Here is a 15,107-nt window from a genome sequence, read left to right on the forward strand (position 1 = left end):
CGCCGCCAGAGTTTTCTACTCTGGCGGCGTTTCTACGTAGAGCTGTCCCGACCTGTTGCATCTAAGGAATTTGTGACAGCTGCCCCCCTTGGCATCTTTGGTCACCTCGTTTATCAGGCGCCTTCCCGGTCGCAGCCTACCCGGGTATCAAAACAAGGGTTAAGATATGAAAACGATTGTTGTCTGCTCCGGCGGATTAGATTCTGTGTCGCTTGCTCATATGGTGTCGGCGCAACGCAAGCTGACGGGCCTAGTGTCTTTCGACTATGGCCAGCGGCACCGCAAAGAGCTGGATTACGCGGCACTATGTGCAACGCGTCTTGGCGTCCCCCATGATATCATCGACATGCGCGGCATTGGGGCCGCATTGACGGGCTCGGCGTTGACCGATGATATTGCCGTACCCGACGGGCATTACGCCGAAGATACCATGCGCGTCACCGTTGTGCCCAACCGCAACGCAATCATGCTGTCGGTCGCTTACGGGATCGCGGCGGCACGCGGGGATCAGGCCGTCGCAACCGCGGTGCATGGGGGTGATCACTTTATCTATCCCGACTGTCGCCCCGATTTCACCCAAGCGTTTGAGTTCATGCAATATATGGCTCTGGATGGCTATGCAGACGTATCGCTGTATACGCCGTTCGTCCACCGGACCAAGGCCGATATCGTGACTGAAGGGCAGCGCCACAACACCCCCTTTGCAGAGACATGGTCGTGCTATAAAGGCGGGGCGCATCACTGCGGGCGGTGCGGCACGTGCGTGGAACGGCGCGAGGCGTTCGACCTTGCAGGCGTGACCGACCCCACACAATACGAAGACCCTGACTTCTGGGCAGAGGCTATCAAACGCAGCATCCTCGCCTGATGTTCACAATCACCAAAGAGTTTCACTTTTCCGCCTCCCACCAGCTTTCACATCTGCCCGAGGATCATCAATGTGCCCGCCTGCACGGGCATAACTATGTCGTGGTGGTCGAACTTCGGGCCGAAGAACTGAACGTTGATGGTTTTGTCCGCGACTACGGCGAACTGAAGCCGTTCAAGACTTATATCGACGAGACATTCGATCACCGCCATCTGAACGACGTGCTCGATTTCGCATCCACCGGCGAAAACATGGCACGGCATCTGTATGAATGGTGTGCGGGCCGTTGGCCTGAAACCACAGCCGTCAAGGTCAGCGAAACGCCCAAAACCTGGGCAGAGTACCGCCCATGAGCCAACTGCGCATCGCCGAAATTTTCGGCCCCACCATTCAGGGCGAAGGCGCGCTGATTGGTGAGCCCACTGTCTTCGTGCGCACTGGCGGATGTGATTATCGCTGCGCGTGGTGCGATAGCATGCATGCGGTTGACCCCGCGTTTCGCCACGATTGGGCCGCGATGTCCTCTGATGCGGTCTGGCAGGAGGTGCAGCGCCTATCAGGAGACGCGCCGTTAACCGTGTCGCTGTCGGGCGGCAATCCCGCCATTCAGGACTTTGCCCCGCTGATCCAATTGGGTCAGGCCGCCGGCTATCGTTTTGCTTGCGAGACGCAAGGTTCCATCGCGAAGCCGTGGTTCGCCCAGCTGGATTGCCTTGTGCTGAGCCCCAAGCCGCCGTCGAGCAGTGAAACCGTTGACTGGGCCGCGTTCGATCGGTGTGTCGTCGCAGGTGAAACCGCAGGCCAAGTGGTGATGAAGATCGTGATCTTCGATGACGCCGACTATCAATGGGCCCGCGACGCCGCCGCACGCTATCCCAAGATGCCACTCTATCTGCAACCGGGCAACGATGAGGTAGACCCCAACGTCGCCGTCGATCCGCAGATATTGGCGGATAAACTACTTTGGCTGGTTGATAAAACCATGGCCGACCGCTGGTTCACCCCGCGCCTTCTGCCGCAGCTACATGTACTGCTTTGGGGCAACAAACGCGGGGTCTGACCCGCCTCAGGAGACTTTATGGAAACGATTTATAGCGATTTGCAGCAGCTTGGCGGGAAGACCGAGCTTCCCGCGTCACCGGAAGAAGCGATGTTGGAAAAGGTGTCAAACCCGCAAGCTGACGTTGATTATTGCGTCCGCTTTACCGCGCCCGAATTTACGTCGCTTTGCCCGATGACCGGCCAGCCCGACTTTGCGCATCTGGTGATCGACTACGTACCGGATCAGTATCTGGTCGAGTCCAAATCGCTCAAGCTGTATCTGGGCGCGTTCCGCAACCACGGTGCATTTCACGAAGATTGCACCGTCTCGATCGGTCGCCGCCTGGTCGGACTGCTATCGCCGCGCTGGCTGCGCATCGGTGGCTATTGGTACCCACGCGGCGGCATTCCCATCGACGTATTCTGGCAGACCGGCGAAACGCCGAAAAATGTCTGGATCCCGGACCAAGGTGTGCCGCCTTATCGCGGACGCGGGTGACAGTTGCGAAGCCGGAAAATTCAAACTTAGGTAAAGAAGGCCGCGTAGTGGATCCCCTACTCCGCGGCCTTTATATGGGCAATGGAAGGTTTTCTTTCAGGAGGAGCGCAGCGCGTAGGCCCTTGATGTTGAGTACGAAAGAGCCTGACCAGCTTCAGCCTGCAGGTAAGCTATTAACCCAACCTATCAACCGCCGCGGCGTTAAAAGTTAACGCTAAAGCATAACGCCCTCTGGACAATGCGCCTTTAAATTGCATTAATATCGAGATAACTAGTAAGTATTTACGATTACCCATTTTAATTTTTTGCCATTATTGATTGGCAAACATCTCAGGTGACACATGATTTCGAAGCTCGTTCGGACGCTTTCACGCGTGCCGTGCAAACTCAACTTTCACAAATGGCGTGACAGCACGACCATGCCCCAAAAGGTCTGCACGCGGTGCAGATGTAGGCGACAAACCTACGTCTGACATTGGCCGCGCCATGTAAGACCGTATATGAACACTCTGCCCCGTTGATATTTCGCAGATGGGACAGAAATAGGGCTGAACACCGGCGCAGCAAACCTGCCCCAGTGTTGGCTTTACTTAGCCGTTTATCAACACTTCGCCAAAGCTTTCGCGCAGATCGCGCTTGAGCACTTTACCGGTTGCGTTCCGTGGCAACGCTTCGGTGAAGACGACGCAGTCGGGGATCTGCCACTTAGCGATCTTATCCTCGAAAATCGACAAGACATCCGCCTCGCTCGGGTCCTGACCTTCAGCCTTCACGGCAATCAGGATAGGGCGTTCGTCCCATTTCTCGTGGCGCGCCCCGATGACCGCAGCGTCGGCGATCTGGGGGTGAGCGATCGCGATGTTTTCCAGCTCGACAGAGCTGATCCACTCCCCACCCGACTTGATGATGTCCTTGGATCGGTCACGGATTGTGACGTAGCCGTCAGCATCCATTGTCGCCACGTCGCCCGTGTCAAACCAACCGTCCTTGTTCAACGTCTCGCTGCGTGTCTTGCGGAAATAGCTATCAAGGATCCAGTACCCTTTGGTGACCAAATCACCCTGCGTCACGCCATCATGAGCAACAGGATTGCCGTCGTCATCAAGAATTTCGAGATCAACGCCGTAAACCGGACGGCCTTGGTTTTCGCGTAGCTTGTTCTGCTCTGCTGCGGGCAGCTTGCTGTGTTTGGCCAGCAGCTGGTTGATGCTGCCTACGGGCGACATTTCTGTCATGCCCCACGCGTGGATCGTCTCTACCCCGTATTTCTCACGGAAGGTCGTCATCATCGACGGCGGGCAGGCTGACCCACCGACGACCGTACGCTGCAAGCTTTCAAGCGTGCTGCCGATCTTGGCTGCTTCCTTCAGCAGGCCCAGCCAAATGGTCGGCACGCCAAGCGCGAGCGATACGTGGTTCTCATCAATCAGCTTTACCAGCGACGGGCCATCCAGACCCGGGCCGGGCATCACCATCGCGGCACCGACCATCGCGCAGGCATAGGGCGCGCCCCAAGCGTTGACGTGGAACATGGGCACAACGGGCAGAACCACGTCTTTCGCGGTGATCGCGATGCTGTCGGCCAAGTTGATGCCAAAGCTGTGCAGCACGGTAGAGCGGTGCGAATACAGAACGCCCTTGGGGTTGCCGGTGGTACCAGAGGTGTAGCACAGGCTCGATGCGGTGTTCTCGTCCAGATCGGGCCAGATAAACTCGGGGTCGCCGCTGGCGATAAAATCGTCATAGAACTTGATGCCGGGCAGTTGCGCGGCGGCCTCTTCGTCGGTGCCTTCCATCAGAACGACATGTTCGAGATGCTCAAGCTTGTCTTGAATGCCTGCAATCAGGGGCACGAAGGTCTTATCGATGAACAGCACCTTATCTTCGGCGTGGTTCAGGATATAGACCAGCTGTTCGGGGAACAGACGCGGGTTGATGGTGTGACAGACAAAGCCACCGCCCGATGCGCCAAAGTAGATTTCAAGGTGGCGACGGTTGTTCCAAGCGATGGTGCCGCAACGGGCTTGCGGGTCCAGACCCAGATTGGTCAGCGCCGACGCAAGCGCACGGGCATTGCGCGCAACCTGCCCCCACGAGGTCTGTTCCAGCCCGCCGGTGGTCTTGACCGAAACGATTTCTGTCTCGCTGTGGAAACGTTGTGCGTGTTCGATCAAGCTCGAAATCAGCAGTGGCTTATTCATCATTTGGCCAAGCATGGCGTATCCTCCCATTTGTTCGTTGGGTGCAAAATGGACAAATCACCCCGGTCTTGCAAGCGCGCTCATTGCTGCTTACGCAGGGTTTTATGACAGTCATTTACCATACCCCGCTTTCCCCCGAACAACAGCGTGCCGCCGGTATGTCCACGCCCCAGCCGCTGGCCATGGCAGATCAGGTCCGGTTCTCTGATTTGGACACAAATAACCACGTCAACAATACCGTCTATTTCGAATGGTTCGAACGGTTGCGGATCCGGTACACACAGTCGTTGGTCGAACGTGGGCTAATCGATAGCCCCGGTCCGCGCGTGGTAATCCGATCAGGGTCGATCCGCTATGTGCAAGAGATGCTGGAGCGTGAGAATTACATCGTGACCTGTCGCTGTACCAGCTTTCGCAACACCTCTTACGCGCTGGCGCAGGAGGTCTGGGTCGGCAACGAGCTGCGCGCGACCTTTGAATGTATACTGGTGCTGCTAGAGCGGGACGGCGCTGGCCGATATCCCCTGCCCGACCGTTTAAAGCAGTATTTTGAGCAGACGGAAGACGCCCGTCCCGAAGGGTAACCGTTGCGGGCTAACCCGAGAAGAGGACCACATGATATGACCATCTCTACCCGCCCTATGAAAGCCGCGGATCGCAGCGCTTGGGAAGATCTCTTTGCCGGATATGCCGCCTTTTACAAGGTCGATCAGACCGCCAAAATGCGCGAGACCGTCTATGGCTGGCTGATGGACGCAGATCACGGTAGCAAGTGCATCGTGGCGCAGGATGAGAAAGGCACCATCGTTGGCTTCACCCACTATCGCTCGTTTGTCAGTCAGCTGCGCGCGATGACGAACTGTTTTCTGGACGACCTGTTTGTCAGCCCTCAGGCGCGTGGCACCGGTGCCGCCCAATCGCTGATCAAAGCGGTAGAGGCGGTGGCGCAGCAAAAAGGGTGGGGTACCGTGCGTTGGATCACGGCAGACGACAACTATCGTGGCCGCGGCGTGTATGACAAGCTGGCGACCCGCACGAGCTGGGTGACCTACGACATTAAGGTTAATGGGTAATATTCAGCGTCATACGTGCGGCTAGGGATGAGGGGCGCTGCCCCTCACACTCCCCGGAGTTTATTCGGCAAAATGAAGCTGCGATCCTCAGTCAGCGTGTTTTGCGATAAAGGCGACCAGTGCCGCGGTTGAGCCGTCTTTATCTGTGGCAGATGCCTCGCCATTGACGATCGGCTGGAGCGACGTTGCCAATTCCTTGCCCAGTTCCACCCCCCATTGATCGAAAGAGTTGATCCCCAGAATGCTGCCCTCGATGAAGACGCGGTGTTCGTAAAGCGCAATGATCTGGCCCAATGCGAAAGGGTCGAGCAGCGGATAGGTCAGCGTCGTTGACGGACGGTTCCCGGAAAACACGCGGTGGCGGGCTTGCCGGTCAAGCTCGGCCCCGGTCAGGCCTTTCGCAGCCATCAGCTCAGACGCTTCTTGCAGGGATCGCCCGCGCATCAAAGCTTCGGATTGCGCAAGGCAGTTTGCGATCAGCAGCTTGTGGTGGTGCGTCAGGTCCGGCTCGTGCCCATTGGCTGCGATCAGGAATTCGCAAGGAATGACGCGGGTGCCCTGGTGGATCAGTTGATAGAATGCGTGCTGCCCATTGGTGCCGGCTGCACCCCAGACGACGGGTCCTGTGCTATAAGGCGCAGTCGGGCCGTCCATCAGCGTGGACTTGCCGTTTGATTCCATTTCGAGCTGTTGCAGATAGTCGGGCAATTGCCCCAGACGCTGGTCATAAGGCAGCACGGCGCGGGTGGCATAGCCGCAGATCTGATTGTGCCAGATGCCGACCAAAGCCAGCAGCATCGGCATGTTTTCGTGGGGGGCGGCGGCGCAGAAGTGACGGTCCATCGCCTGCCCCCCCCGCAAAAACGCATCAAATGCACGCGGGCCGATGGCGATCATCAGCGAGAGGCCAATGGGCCCCCAGACAGAGTATCGTCCGCCGACCCAGTCTTCGAAACCAAATACCTGATCCGCATCGATCCCGAAATCGGACGTTTTGTCCTGCGCCGTGCTAAGGGCTGCAAACTGTATCGCGGGGTCGCCGTCATTATCCGTCATCCATGCGCGCGCGGTGCGAGCGTTTGTCATTGTCTCTATCGTGGTAAAGGTCTTGGAAGCGACGATCACCAATGTGGTTTTCGCGTTAAGTCCTCGCAGCGTATCCGAAATATGTGCCCCGTCGACGTTCGATACAAAATGGCAGCGCGGTCCGTCATGATAGGGCGACAGCGCCTGTACAGCCATCGCAGGCCCCAGATCAGAGCCCCCAATACCGATATTGACCACATCGGTGATTTTGCTGCTGCGGATTTTGTCGGCGAAATCACGCATCCGGTCGAGCGTGTGATGGATGCCCGGCATCACATCTTCCCCGTCTACCATCACTGGCCCGCCGTCGAGATTGCGAAGCGCGGTGTGCAGCACTGCACGGTCTTCGGTCTCGTTTATTTTGTCGCCAGCGAACATCGCATCACGACGCGCTGGCACATCGGCGGCATCAATCAACCCGATCAGCGCATCCATTGTGGCGCGGTCGAGGTTGGTTTTGGAAAAGTCGAACAACATGTCGCCGGTCTGCGCGCTGAACGTCTGAGCGCGATCGGCTGTGTCGAACAAGGACAAGATAGAGCGGTCTTTCACCGCCGCCTGTATCTGGCGCAAATCATCAAAGGAATTCATGGTGCCCAATGTACTGTCGCCTCGTTCAATACTGCGCCGATGGGGGCCTCTAGGGCCGGCAGGCTTTGCGCCCGCTCCACCGCTACGCGTTTTTCATCGCCAAAAATCACAAGATGCTTTGACATCGCGCCCTCGAGCACCCGACGCGATAGGGTGATGCGCCCGAAATCCTGCCCGTCGACATTAATCGGACAGAGCGCCGGTGCGTCCACGGCCATCGCGGCCTCCAGCCCATTGGAGCCGGGGAAAAGCGATGCGGTGTGCATATCCGTGCCCATTCCGAGCAACAGCACCGACAACGGCAGCTTGGATTCGATTTGCGGTGACAGCGTTTCTGCCGCCTCGGCCGAGGTCAGCCCGTCCACATAGAACGGCGTAAAGCCCGCCTGCGCCGCACGCCCGACCAGCAAGCGGTTGCGTAAAAGCCGTGCGTTCGACATCTCGTGATCAGGCGCGACCCAGCGTTCATCCCCCAGCATAACCTGCACGCGCGACCAGTCCAGATTGGCCCCGCTGAGGCTGTCAAAGATTGGCCCCGGTGTTGTCCCGCCAGGCACGGCAAAGCTAACAGTGTCATGGGACAGGAGCGCATTTTTCAGCTCTCCCGCGATCAGATTAGCGAGGTCCATCGCAAGGACTTCGCGGTCGGCATATTCGATCAACTTCATGCAGAGTACTCCCGCCATTGCCGCTGGTCACGGCGCATCAGTTCGTTGGCATCTGTCGGACCATCAGACCCGCTGTCATAGGGTTTGGGCACATCGTTGCGTGCTTCCCAGCCTTGAATGATCGGGTCGGTCCAGGCCCATGCGGCCTCCACCTCGTCGCCGCGCATGAACAGGGTCTGGTTGCCACGGATGACATCCATGATCAGTCGTTCATAGGCATCGACCTGTTCCGACCCATCAGGGCCCAATGCGTCGGCAAATGTCATATCCAAAGGCACGTCGACCAAACGCATACCGCCCGGGCCCGGTTCCTTGATCGTCACGCCAAGGGTAATGCCTTCGTTCGGCTGCAGTCGGATCGACAGGACGTTACGATGACGACCCGCATCTTCGGTGAAAATCGAATGCGGGGTTTCCTTGAACACGACTGTAATCTCGGACGAGCGCGCGGCCATGCGTTTCCCGGTGCGCAGATAGAAGGGCGTCCCAGCCCATCGCCAGTTGCTGATGTGGGTTTTCAGCGCGACAAAGCTTTCGGTGCGCGAGCGCGGATCACCAACGGCGGTACGGTACCCCGGTTGTTCGGCCTCGTTGCATGGCTCTGCCTGATACTGTCCACGGGCAATATGATGTGGCAGCACGGGGTCCAGCGCACGGATCACCTTGAGCTTTTCATCGCGCACCGCGTCGGGATCAAACCGCGCGGGGGGTTCCATCGCAATCAAACACAACAGTTGCATCAGGTGATTTTGCACCATGTCGCGCATGGCACCCGACTTGTCATAGTATTCACCCCTACCCCCGACGCCAACGGTTTCGGCCACGGTGATCTGGATGTGGTCGACGTATTGGCTGTTCCACAAGGGTTCAAACAGCATGTTGCCAAAACGCACGGCCATCAGGTTTTGCACCGTCTCTTTGCCCAGATAGTGGTCGATCCGGTAGATCTGGCTTTCGTCGAAATACTTGGCGAGCGTGGCGTTGAGCGCCTGCGCGGTCTTGAGGTCGCGACCGAACGGTTTTTCAACCACGATTCGGCTTTGCGCATCGGCCATGCCCCATTGTTGCAAACGCTCGGCCAAATCTCCGAACAATGCAGGCGAGACAGAGAAATAATAGGCCTCTACTCGTTCGGTTCCTGCCATCAGCTTTTGCAGCTCGGCCCAGCCGTCTTCGCCCTTTGCGTCAATCGCAACATACTCAAGACGGTCAATGAACCCGTCGAGCTGCGCCTTGTCGTGCTCGAAGTCGCCGTTGAATTCGGCAATCGCCTCGCGGATCATCTGCTGGTAGCCCGCGCGGTCCATTTCCGTACGCGCCGCGCCGATGACACGGGCATTTTCGGGCATCTGCCCTGCACAAAAACGACGGAACAACCCCGGAAGGATCTTGCGGCGGGCCAGATCGCCTGTGCCGCCGAAAATCACCAGATCAAAGGGGTCGACCGGAATGACGCGTGATACCATGTGGATGCTCCTTGTCGCGAGGCTACGACTTTTGGGTAGCGAGATGCAATGTTAGCGCAAACATACCTAGATTTCCGCATTTCACAAGTCTGTGCGCCAAATGACACGGGGTTTTATTGCGCATACCATTCGCATAGACAAAGAAAAGTTAATTATATCAGGTGAGGCTCGGTTCTTTATGAAAGACGTTGTCGACGCAAATATCGGTAAGTTTCAAGACCCTGCCGTCACTGCCAAAGGCGAACCCCGCGCGACGGTAAGCCTGACAAACCCGCAAACCCTGTGGTTCAATACCGGCACCCTGTGCAACATCGAATGCGTGAACTGCTATATCGCATCCAGCCCGACGAATGACGCCCTGGTTTATATCACAGCGGACGACGTGCGTGATTACCTGGGGCAAATCACGCAGCGGAACTGGCCAGTGACGGAAATCGCTTTTACTGGCGGCGAACCTTTCATGAACCCGCAGATGATCGAGATCACCGAAGCCTCGCTTAAAGCCGGATACGATGTGCTGATCCTCACCAACGCAATGCGCCCAATGATGCGCAAATCGGTGCAGGCCGGTCTGGCGCGCCTGAACGAGGCTTATCCAGACAAGCTGACCTTGCGGATTTCAGTGGATCATTACCGGACCGATTTGCATGACGCAGAACGCGGTGCTGGTGCGCTGGAAAAGACCGTCACCGGTATGAAATGGCTACGCGACAACGGTATCCGCATGGCCGTCGCAGGGCGTTCGGTTTTCGGCGCGACAGATGAAGACAGCCGCGCCGGCTATGGGGCCTTCTATGCTGAACACGGCTTTGACATCGACGCGCAAGACCCTAGTATAACAGTCCTTTTCCCCGAAATGGATGAAACCGTCGAAGTGCCCGAAATCACCACCGCCTGCTGGGGTATTCTGGATAAATCCCCCGACGCGGTGATGTGTTCAAGCTCGCGGATGGTGGTCAAACGCAAGGGGGCCGCGACACCAGCGGTGCTGGCCTGCACGCTGCTGCCCTATAGCGAAGAGTTTGAGCTGGGGCATTCGCTGGAAGAGGCCGAGAAAGACGTCGCCTTGAACCACCCCCATTGCGCCAAATTCTGCGTCTTGGGCGGGGCAAGCTGTTCAGCCTGACCCCTTGCCCGCGACGCGCTATGGACGGATAACCGCTCCGATTTTGGGGTCGGCTTCGCCTTTGGCCAATGCGGCATAGACCCCTTCTGCGGCTTCGACGCCTTCATGCACCTGCACATCCATCCAGTCCGATGCGCTGGCGGCGATACGTTTCCACGCCGCAGTAATCTGTGCCTCGATCTTACCAGGCCCCCATTCCTGCCGACGTTTAGCGACCTGAGAGGGCGCAAAGAAGAACTGCGGTTTCGGGCCTTCAAGCGGTGTTGTTGGGGTGAATTGATTCCAATGGCTTAGTCCCACTGCTGACGAATGTTTAAGCTGGTGTTTTAACGTGCCATGCAGCTCGGCCTTGACGGTACTGTTGCCGGACATATCGACATAGACGGACGGCACGTGGTCGAGATCGGCAATCTGGTCATAGGTCAGCACGGTATCGCAATGCCCCAGTCCTTTCACAAACGCGCGGTTCCCGGCAGAGGTAAGGCCCACAATCTGATAGGCACGCTCTTTGGGCTCGAACAGATAGCGGCAAAGCCCCAATCCGGTTTTGGACGAAGCACTGCCCACGATGATTTGATCGGCACCGAAACAGTCATTATCCTGCAACCAATCGTAGATCAGATAGGATGTAGCCAGCAAAGGTTGCAGCAAGGCACGTAAGTGGTCCTCTGATGCGGGGCCGTTTTTGACGGGGGTGTATTGATTATAGATCAACGGAAGCTTTGCCCGATGGGCCGCTGCATCCACCAAACCGGCGGAGCCATTTTCAGGGGTGATCACCAGCTCGGACGCCATCGGATAGAAACCATAAAGCCGCGTGCCGACGCTTAGCACGTCAGTGCGACTTTCAACGACTCTAGCGGTGCCCCAGACCGGCACAATGCCCCATCCGTTCTCGGACGTCGGAAAGAACTGCCAATAGCCGATGTCAAAGCCCGCTGCTGCGTAGGTGACATTGTTCGACGTGAGCGCAAAGCTTTCGATTGCCAGACGCGCCTGCCTCGGTGCCAGCGGCTCTGCCTGGGTTGTGACGGCCCGTGTTTCAGTGATTGCGTTTTGATTGACCAAAATCTGTTGCATGGTAAATTCCCCCCTTGTTTGGCGACACCCTAACCCCAAACCCACGCGCTGTTGCTGCCTATCGGAACTGACGTTGCGCAACAAATATCTCGCCAGAATTAGTATCATTACATTTCAATCACTTAGCCTGACGCACAAGTGAATCCCCGCCAGTCAAGGCCGCAGGCATTGCACCCGATATGCCCCATCTGCTATACGAAACCGCAAGATATAGAACCAGCAAGAGCTAGGCAGATTACGTGAACGAGACGCCAGAAACCCCTGAAAACGATGACGAAATCCCAGCTGCACGCCCCGTGTTCGATGGCCCGTCGGTCACTATCGAACACGAGATGCGGACATCCTATCTGGATTACGCCATGTCGGTCATCGTTTCGCGCGCCATTCCCGACCTGCGAGACGGGCTAAAACCAGTTCATCGCCGCATCATCTATTCGATGTATGAAAAAGGCATTACGCACGATAAATCATACCGTAAGTCTGCGAAGTCTGTGGGCGATGTGATGGGCTCCTACCACCCGCATGGTGACAGCGCGATCTATGACGCGTTGGTGCGTATGGCTCAGGACTTTTCGATGTCGCTGCCGCTGATTGACGGTCAAGGTAATTTCGGCTCCATGGACGGCGATAGTGCTGCGGCCATGCGTTATACGGAATCGCGCCTTGATAAGGTCGCGTCGTTCATGACCAGCGATCTGGACAAGGAGACCGTCAATTTCATCGACAACTACGATGGCAAAGAACGCGAACCCACTGTTTTGCCTGCACGTTTTCCGAACATGCTGGTCAATGGCGCTGGCGGTATTGCCGTTGGTATGGCGACGAACATTCCGCCGCACAATCTGGGCGAAGTGATCGATGCCTGTCAGGCATTGATCGAAAATCCCGATCTGACATCGGAAGAGCTGATTGAATATATTCCCGGCCCCGACTTCCCCACAGGCGGGATCATGTTGGGCCGGTCCGGTGCACGCAAAGCCTACCTTGAGGGGCGCGGCAGCGTGATTATGCGGGCCAAGACCCGTGTCGAAGAAATTCGCAAAGACCGGTTTGCCATCGTCATCGACGAGATTTGCTATCAGGTGAACAAGTCCACGATGATCGAAAAAATCGCCGAACAGGTGCGCGAGAAAAAGATCGACGGCATCGCCCATGTTCAGGATGAATCGGACCGGAACGGTGTGCGCGTCGTAATCGAGCTGAAGCGCGATGCCACCGCCGAAGTGGTGATGAACCAGCTCTATCGTTTCACACCGATGCAAACCTATTTCGGTTGTAACATGCTGGCGCTGAACGGTGGGCGGCCAGAGCAGCTTACCCTGCGCAAGTTCCTGACATCTTTCATTGATTTCCGCGAAGATGTTGTCGCCCGCCGCACGGCTTATCTGCTTCGCAAAGCGCGTGAACGCAGCCACATCCTGTGCGGTCTGGCCGTCGCGGTCACCAATATCGATGAGGTCGTGGCGACCATCCGTTCCTCGGCGGATGCCGCCGAGGCGCGCGAAAAGCTGATGACCCGTCGCTGGCCTGCAGAGCAGATCTTGCAGTATATCGCACTGATCGACGATCCGACACATACGGCCAATGAAGATGGGACCTATAACCTGTCTGAAACACAGGCCCGTGCCATTCTTGAGCTCCGCCTGCAGCGCCTGACCCAGATCGGCGTCAAAGAAGTCACCGACGAGCTGGAAGAACTGGCCAAGAAGATCAAGGAATACCTCGAGATTCTGGGCAGCCGTGAACGTATCATGGGCATCATCTCGGACGAGTTGGCCGAGGTAAAAGACCTATTTGCCGTTCCGCGCCGCACAGAGATTGTCGATTGGTCCGGCGACATGGACGACGAAGATCTTATCGCACGCGAAGACATGGTCGTGACCGTAACTTCGGGCGGCTACATCAAACGCACCCCGTTGGTCGACTTCCGCAGCCAACGTCGCGGCGGCAAAGGTGTTTCGGGTATGCAAACCAAAGAAGAGGACGTGGTAACCACCCTTTTTGTTGCTAATACCCACACGCAACTACTGTTCTTTACGACAGACGGCATGGTCTACAAGCTCAAAACCTGGCGCTTGCCCCAAGGCGGGCGCACGTCGAAAGGTAAGGCGATCGTTAACATCCTGCCGATCCCGACCGGCGTGTCCATTGCGGCGATTATGCCCGTGGACCGCGACGAAAAAGATTGGGACGATTTGCAGGTGGTCTTTGCGACCTCTGCCGGTACTGTTCGTCGGAACAAGCTTTCAGATTTCACAAACGTTATGCGTAATGGCAAGATTGCCATGAAGTTCGAGGACGATCACGCCGAGACGACCCTGATCAACGCACGCATCGCCTCTAATGACGATGACGTCATGCTGGTGACCAACTCGGGCCGCGCCATCCGCTTTCCCGCCACCGATGTGCGCGTGTTCAACAGCCGCGCCTCTGTCGGGGTGCGTGGCATCAAGCTGAACGGGGACGATAAAGTCGTATCGATGTCGATTATTCGCCACTTCGACGCGACCTCGGAAGAGCGCACGGCCTACCTCAAGATGCGCCGTGCGATGGCGGGTCTTGTTGATGATGCGGAAAACGACGAGGACGAAGCACCCGCCGATCCAAACTTCTCGCAGGAACGCTATGCAGAAATGTCTGCGGCAGAGAATCTTCTTCTGACGATCACAGAAAAAGGCGCGGGCAAGCTGTCCTCCAGCCACGATTACCCCGTCCGCGGGCGTGGCGGTCTGGGTGTGACGGCGATGGACAAGGCAATGCGCGGCGGTGAGATCGTCGCTTCGTTCCCGGTCGAACTAGATGACCAGATCATGCTCGCTACGTCCAAAGGGCAATCGATTCGCGTCCCAGTAGAAGGCATTTCCTTCCGCTCGCGGAGCGCTGGCGGCGTCAAAGTCTTTGACACCGGCCGCGGCGAAGTCGTGGTAAGCGTTGCTTGGATCGCAGATCAGGGCGATGAAACAGTAGACGGCGAAATCATCTCCCCCGAAGCGTAAGACTACTTTTTAACATCTTAAAGCCGCCCCTTATAATGAGGGGCGGCTTTTTTATTTTCAGACTTCAGACGTTAGAAGGTACGAAAAAAGCGCCCCCGAAGGAGAGTGTCCGATCTTCTGTGTAATTGCGATCTGGTCCATGCTTCCTGAGAGGAGCAAGGACGATGACCATATCCGAGGAACTGCTGGACGAACTACTGAAGGGCTGCGAGCGGCCTGAAGACCTGCTTGGCGATGCCGGTCTAATGAAAGAGCTCAAGATCAAGCTGATGGAGCGAATGCTCGGTGCTGAGTTGACGTCACATTTGGGCTATGAAGACGGCAAGGATGCCCCGCCTGATCAGACCAACCGTCGCAACGGGTCATCCGCCAAGAGATTGAAGGGGCAAGACGGCGAACTGCCTATCGCTGT

Annotated in this window: 14 protein-coding genes; 9 read left to right on the plus strand and 5 right to left on the minus strand. The window is 57.1% G+C overall.

Annotated elements, in window-relative coordinates:
• The first annotated feature begins 166 nt into the window (after positions 1 to 166).
• Genes queC through queF form a run of 4 tightly spaced genes read left to right on the plus strand, consistent with a single transcriptional unit; the run spans position 167 to position 2,408 of the window.
• The gene (gene queC / locus BLQ98_RS05580) at positions 167 to 868 is read left to right on the plus strand and encodes a 7-cyano-7-deazaguanine synthase QueC (RefSeq protein ID WP_093732348.1); all 702 of its coding nucleotides are present in this window, start codon (positions 167 to 169) and stop codon (positions 866 to 868) included.
• Entirely contained in the window at positions 868 to 1,221 is a 354-nt protein-coding gene (queD, locus tag BLQ98_RS05585) for a 6-carboxytetrahydropterin synthase QueD (protein ID WP_093732349.1), read from the plus strand. The genes queC and queD overlap by 1 nt, the downstream gene beginning before the upstream one ends.
• The gene (gene queE / locus BLQ98_RS05590; RefSeq protein ID WP_093732350.1) at positions 1,218 to 1,928 is read left to right on the plus strand and encodes a 7-carboxy-7-deazaguanine synthase QueE; all 711 of its coding nucleotides are present in this window, start codon (positions 1,218 to 1,220) and stop codon (positions 1,926 to 1,928) included. The genes queD and queE overlap by 4 nt, the downstream gene beginning before the upstream one ends.
• A gap of 18 nt (positions 1,929 to 1,946) precedes the next feature.
• A complete protein-coding gene (gene queF / locus BLQ98_RS05595; protein ID WP_093732351.1) occupies positions 1,947 to 2,408 on the plus strand; it encodes a preQ(1) synthase in 462 nt (153 codons plus the stop codon).
• Between the two features lie 590 nt (positions 2,409 to 2,998).
• Here queF and BLQ98_RS05600 read toward each other — a convergent pair.
• A complete protein-coding gene (locus BLQ98_RS05600) occupies positions 2,999 to 4,624 on the minus strand; it encodes a long-chain-fatty-acid--CoA ligase (RefSeq protein ID WP_093732352.1) in 1,626 nt (541 codons plus the stop codon).
• Between the two features lie 89 nt (positions 4,625 to 4,713).
• Here BLQ98_RS05600 and BLQ98_RS05605 point away from each other — a divergent pair, with 89 nt between their 5' ends.
• Both BLQ98_RS05605 and BLQ98_RS05610 read left to right on the plus strand, forming a co-directional pair.
• Positions 4,714 to 5,193 carry an acyl-CoA thioesterase gene (locus tag BLQ98_RS05605; protein WP_093732372.1) on the plus strand — a complete coding sequence of 160 codons (480 nt, stop codon included), beginning with the start codon at positions 4,714 to 4,716 and terminating at the stop codon, positions 5,191 to 5,193.
• A 36-nt stretch (positions 5,194 to 5,229) separates the two neighbouring features.
• Positions 5,230 to 5,682: a GNAT family N-acetyltransferase gene (locus BLQ98_RS05610; protein WP_093732353.1), complete on the plus strand. Its 453-nt coding sequence runs from the start codon at positions 5,230 to 5,232 to the stop codon at positions 5,680 to 5,682.
• An 87-nt stretch (positions 5,683 to 5,769) separates the two neighbouring features.
• Here BLQ98_RS05610 and pgi read toward each other — a convergent pair whose 3' ends face one another.
• From pgi to zwf, 3 genes are read right to left on the minus strand one after another with little or no spacing between them, the layout of a single operon-like run.
• Positions 5,770 to 7,359 (minus strand): glucose-6-phosphate isomerase, encoded by a 1,590-nt coding sequence (gene pgi / locus BLQ98_RS05615; RefSeq protein WP_093732354.1) that lies wholly within the window; start codon positions 7,357 to 7,359, stop codon positions 5,770 to 5,772.
• Positions 7,356 to 8,027, minus strand: coding sequence for a 6-phosphogluconolactonase (pgl, locus tag BLQ98_RS05620; RefSeq protein ID WP_093732355.1), 672 nt, complete (start codon positions 8,025 to 8,027; stop codon positions 7,356 to 7,358). Before pgl ends, pgi begins: the two co-directional genes overlap by 4 nt.
• Positions 8,024 to 9,493, minus strand: a complete 1,470-nt coding sequence (gene zwf / locus BLQ98_RS05625) for a glucose-6-phosphate dehydrogenase (protein ID WP_093732356.1) — start codon at positions 9,491 to 9,493, stop codon at positions 8,024 to 8,026. The genes pgl and zwf overlap by 4 nt, the downstream gene beginning before the upstream one ends.
• A gap of 178 nt (positions 9,494 to 9,671) precedes the next feature.
• Here zwf and BLQ98_RS05630 point away from each other — a divergent pair, with 178 nt between their 5' ends.
• Entirely contained in the window at positions 9,672 to 10,619 is a 948-nt protein-coding gene (locus BLQ98_RS05630; RefSeq protein ID WP_093732357.1) for a radical SAM protein, read from the plus strand.
• Between the two features lie 18 nt (positions 10,620 to 10,637).
• Here BLQ98_RS05630 and BLQ98_RS05635 read toward each other — a convergent pair whose 3' ends face one another.
• The gene (locus BLQ98_RS05635) at positions 10,638 to 11,699 is read right to left on the minus strand and encodes a DUF2855 family protein (protein ID WP_093732358.1); all 1,062 of its coding nucleotides are present in this window, start codon (positions 11,697 to 11,699) and stop codon (positions 10,638 to 10,640) included.
• A 239-nt stretch (positions 11,700 to 11,938) separates the two neighbouring features.
• On the opposite strand from BLQ98_RS05635, the gene gyrA reads away from it, so the two are divergent.
• On the plus strand, positions 11,939 to 14,695 hold the full coding sequence (gyrA, locus tag BLQ98_RS05640) for a DNA gyrase subunit A (RefSeq protein ID WP_093732359.1): 2,757 nt from the start codon (positions 11,939 to 11,941) through the stop codon (positions 14,693 to 14,695).
• Between the two features lie 164 nt (positions 14,696 to 14,859).
• Positions 14,860 to 15,107: transposase (locus BLQ98_RS05645; RefSeq protein WP_208596022.1), on the plus strand; the 248-nt coding region annotated here is incomplete at its 3' end.

It is taken from the genome of Sulfitobacter litoralis (assembly GCF_900103185.1).
Taxonomy (GTDB): domain Bacteria; phylum Pseudomonadota; class Alphaproteobacteria; order Rhodobacterales; family Rhodobacteraceae; genus Sulfitobacter; species Sulfitobacter litoralis.

Bases quoted from the DNA above. Each gene is read 5' to 3' on its own strand.
- queE (WP_093732350.1), top strand. From the start codon at position 1,218: ATGAGCCAACTGCGCATCGCCGAAATTTTCGGCCCCACCATTCAGGGC.
- pgi (WP_093732354.1), bottom strand. From the start codon at position 7,359: ATGAATTCCTTTGATGATTTGCGCCAGATACAGGCGGCGGTGAAAGAC.
- BLQ98_RS05630 (WP_093732357.1), top strand. From the start codon at position 9,672: ATGAAAGACGTTGTCGACGCAAATATCGGTAAGTTTCAAGACCCTGCC.
- zwf (WP_093732356.1), bottom strand. From the start codon at position 9,493: ATGGTATCACGCGTCATTCCGGTCGACCCCTTTGATCTGGTGATTTTC.
- BLQ98_RS05610 (WP_093732353.1), top strand. From the start codon at position 5,230: ATGACCATCTCTACCCGCCCTATGAAAGCCGCGGATCGCAGCGCTTGG.
- BLQ98_RS05605 (WP_093732372.1), top strand. From the start codon at position 4,714: ATGACAGTCATTTACCATACCCCGCTTTCCCCCGAACAACAGCGTGCC.
- BLQ98_RS05600 (WP_093732352.1), bottom strand. From the start codon at position 4,624: ATGCTTGGCCAAATGATGAATAAGCCACTGCTGATTTCGAGCTTGATC.
- queC (WP_093732348.1), top strand. From the start codon at position 167: ATGAAAACGATTGTTGTCTGCTCCGGCGGATTAGATTCTGTGTCGCTT.
- queF (WP_093732351.1), top strand. From the start codon at position 1,947: ATGGAAACGATTTATAGCGATTTGCAGCAGCTTGGCGGGAAGACCGAG.
- queD (WP_093732349.1), top strand. From the start codon at position 868: ATGTTCACAATCACCAAAGAGTTTCACTTTTCCGCCTCCCACCAGCTT.
- BLQ98_RS05635 (WP_093732358.1), bottom strand. From the start codon at position 11,699: ATGCAACAGATTTTGGTCAATCAAAACGCAATCACTGAAACACGGGCC.
- pgl (WP_093732355.1), bottom strand. From the start codon at position 8,027: ATGAAGTTGATCGAATATGCCGACCGCGAAGTCCTTGCGATGGACCTC.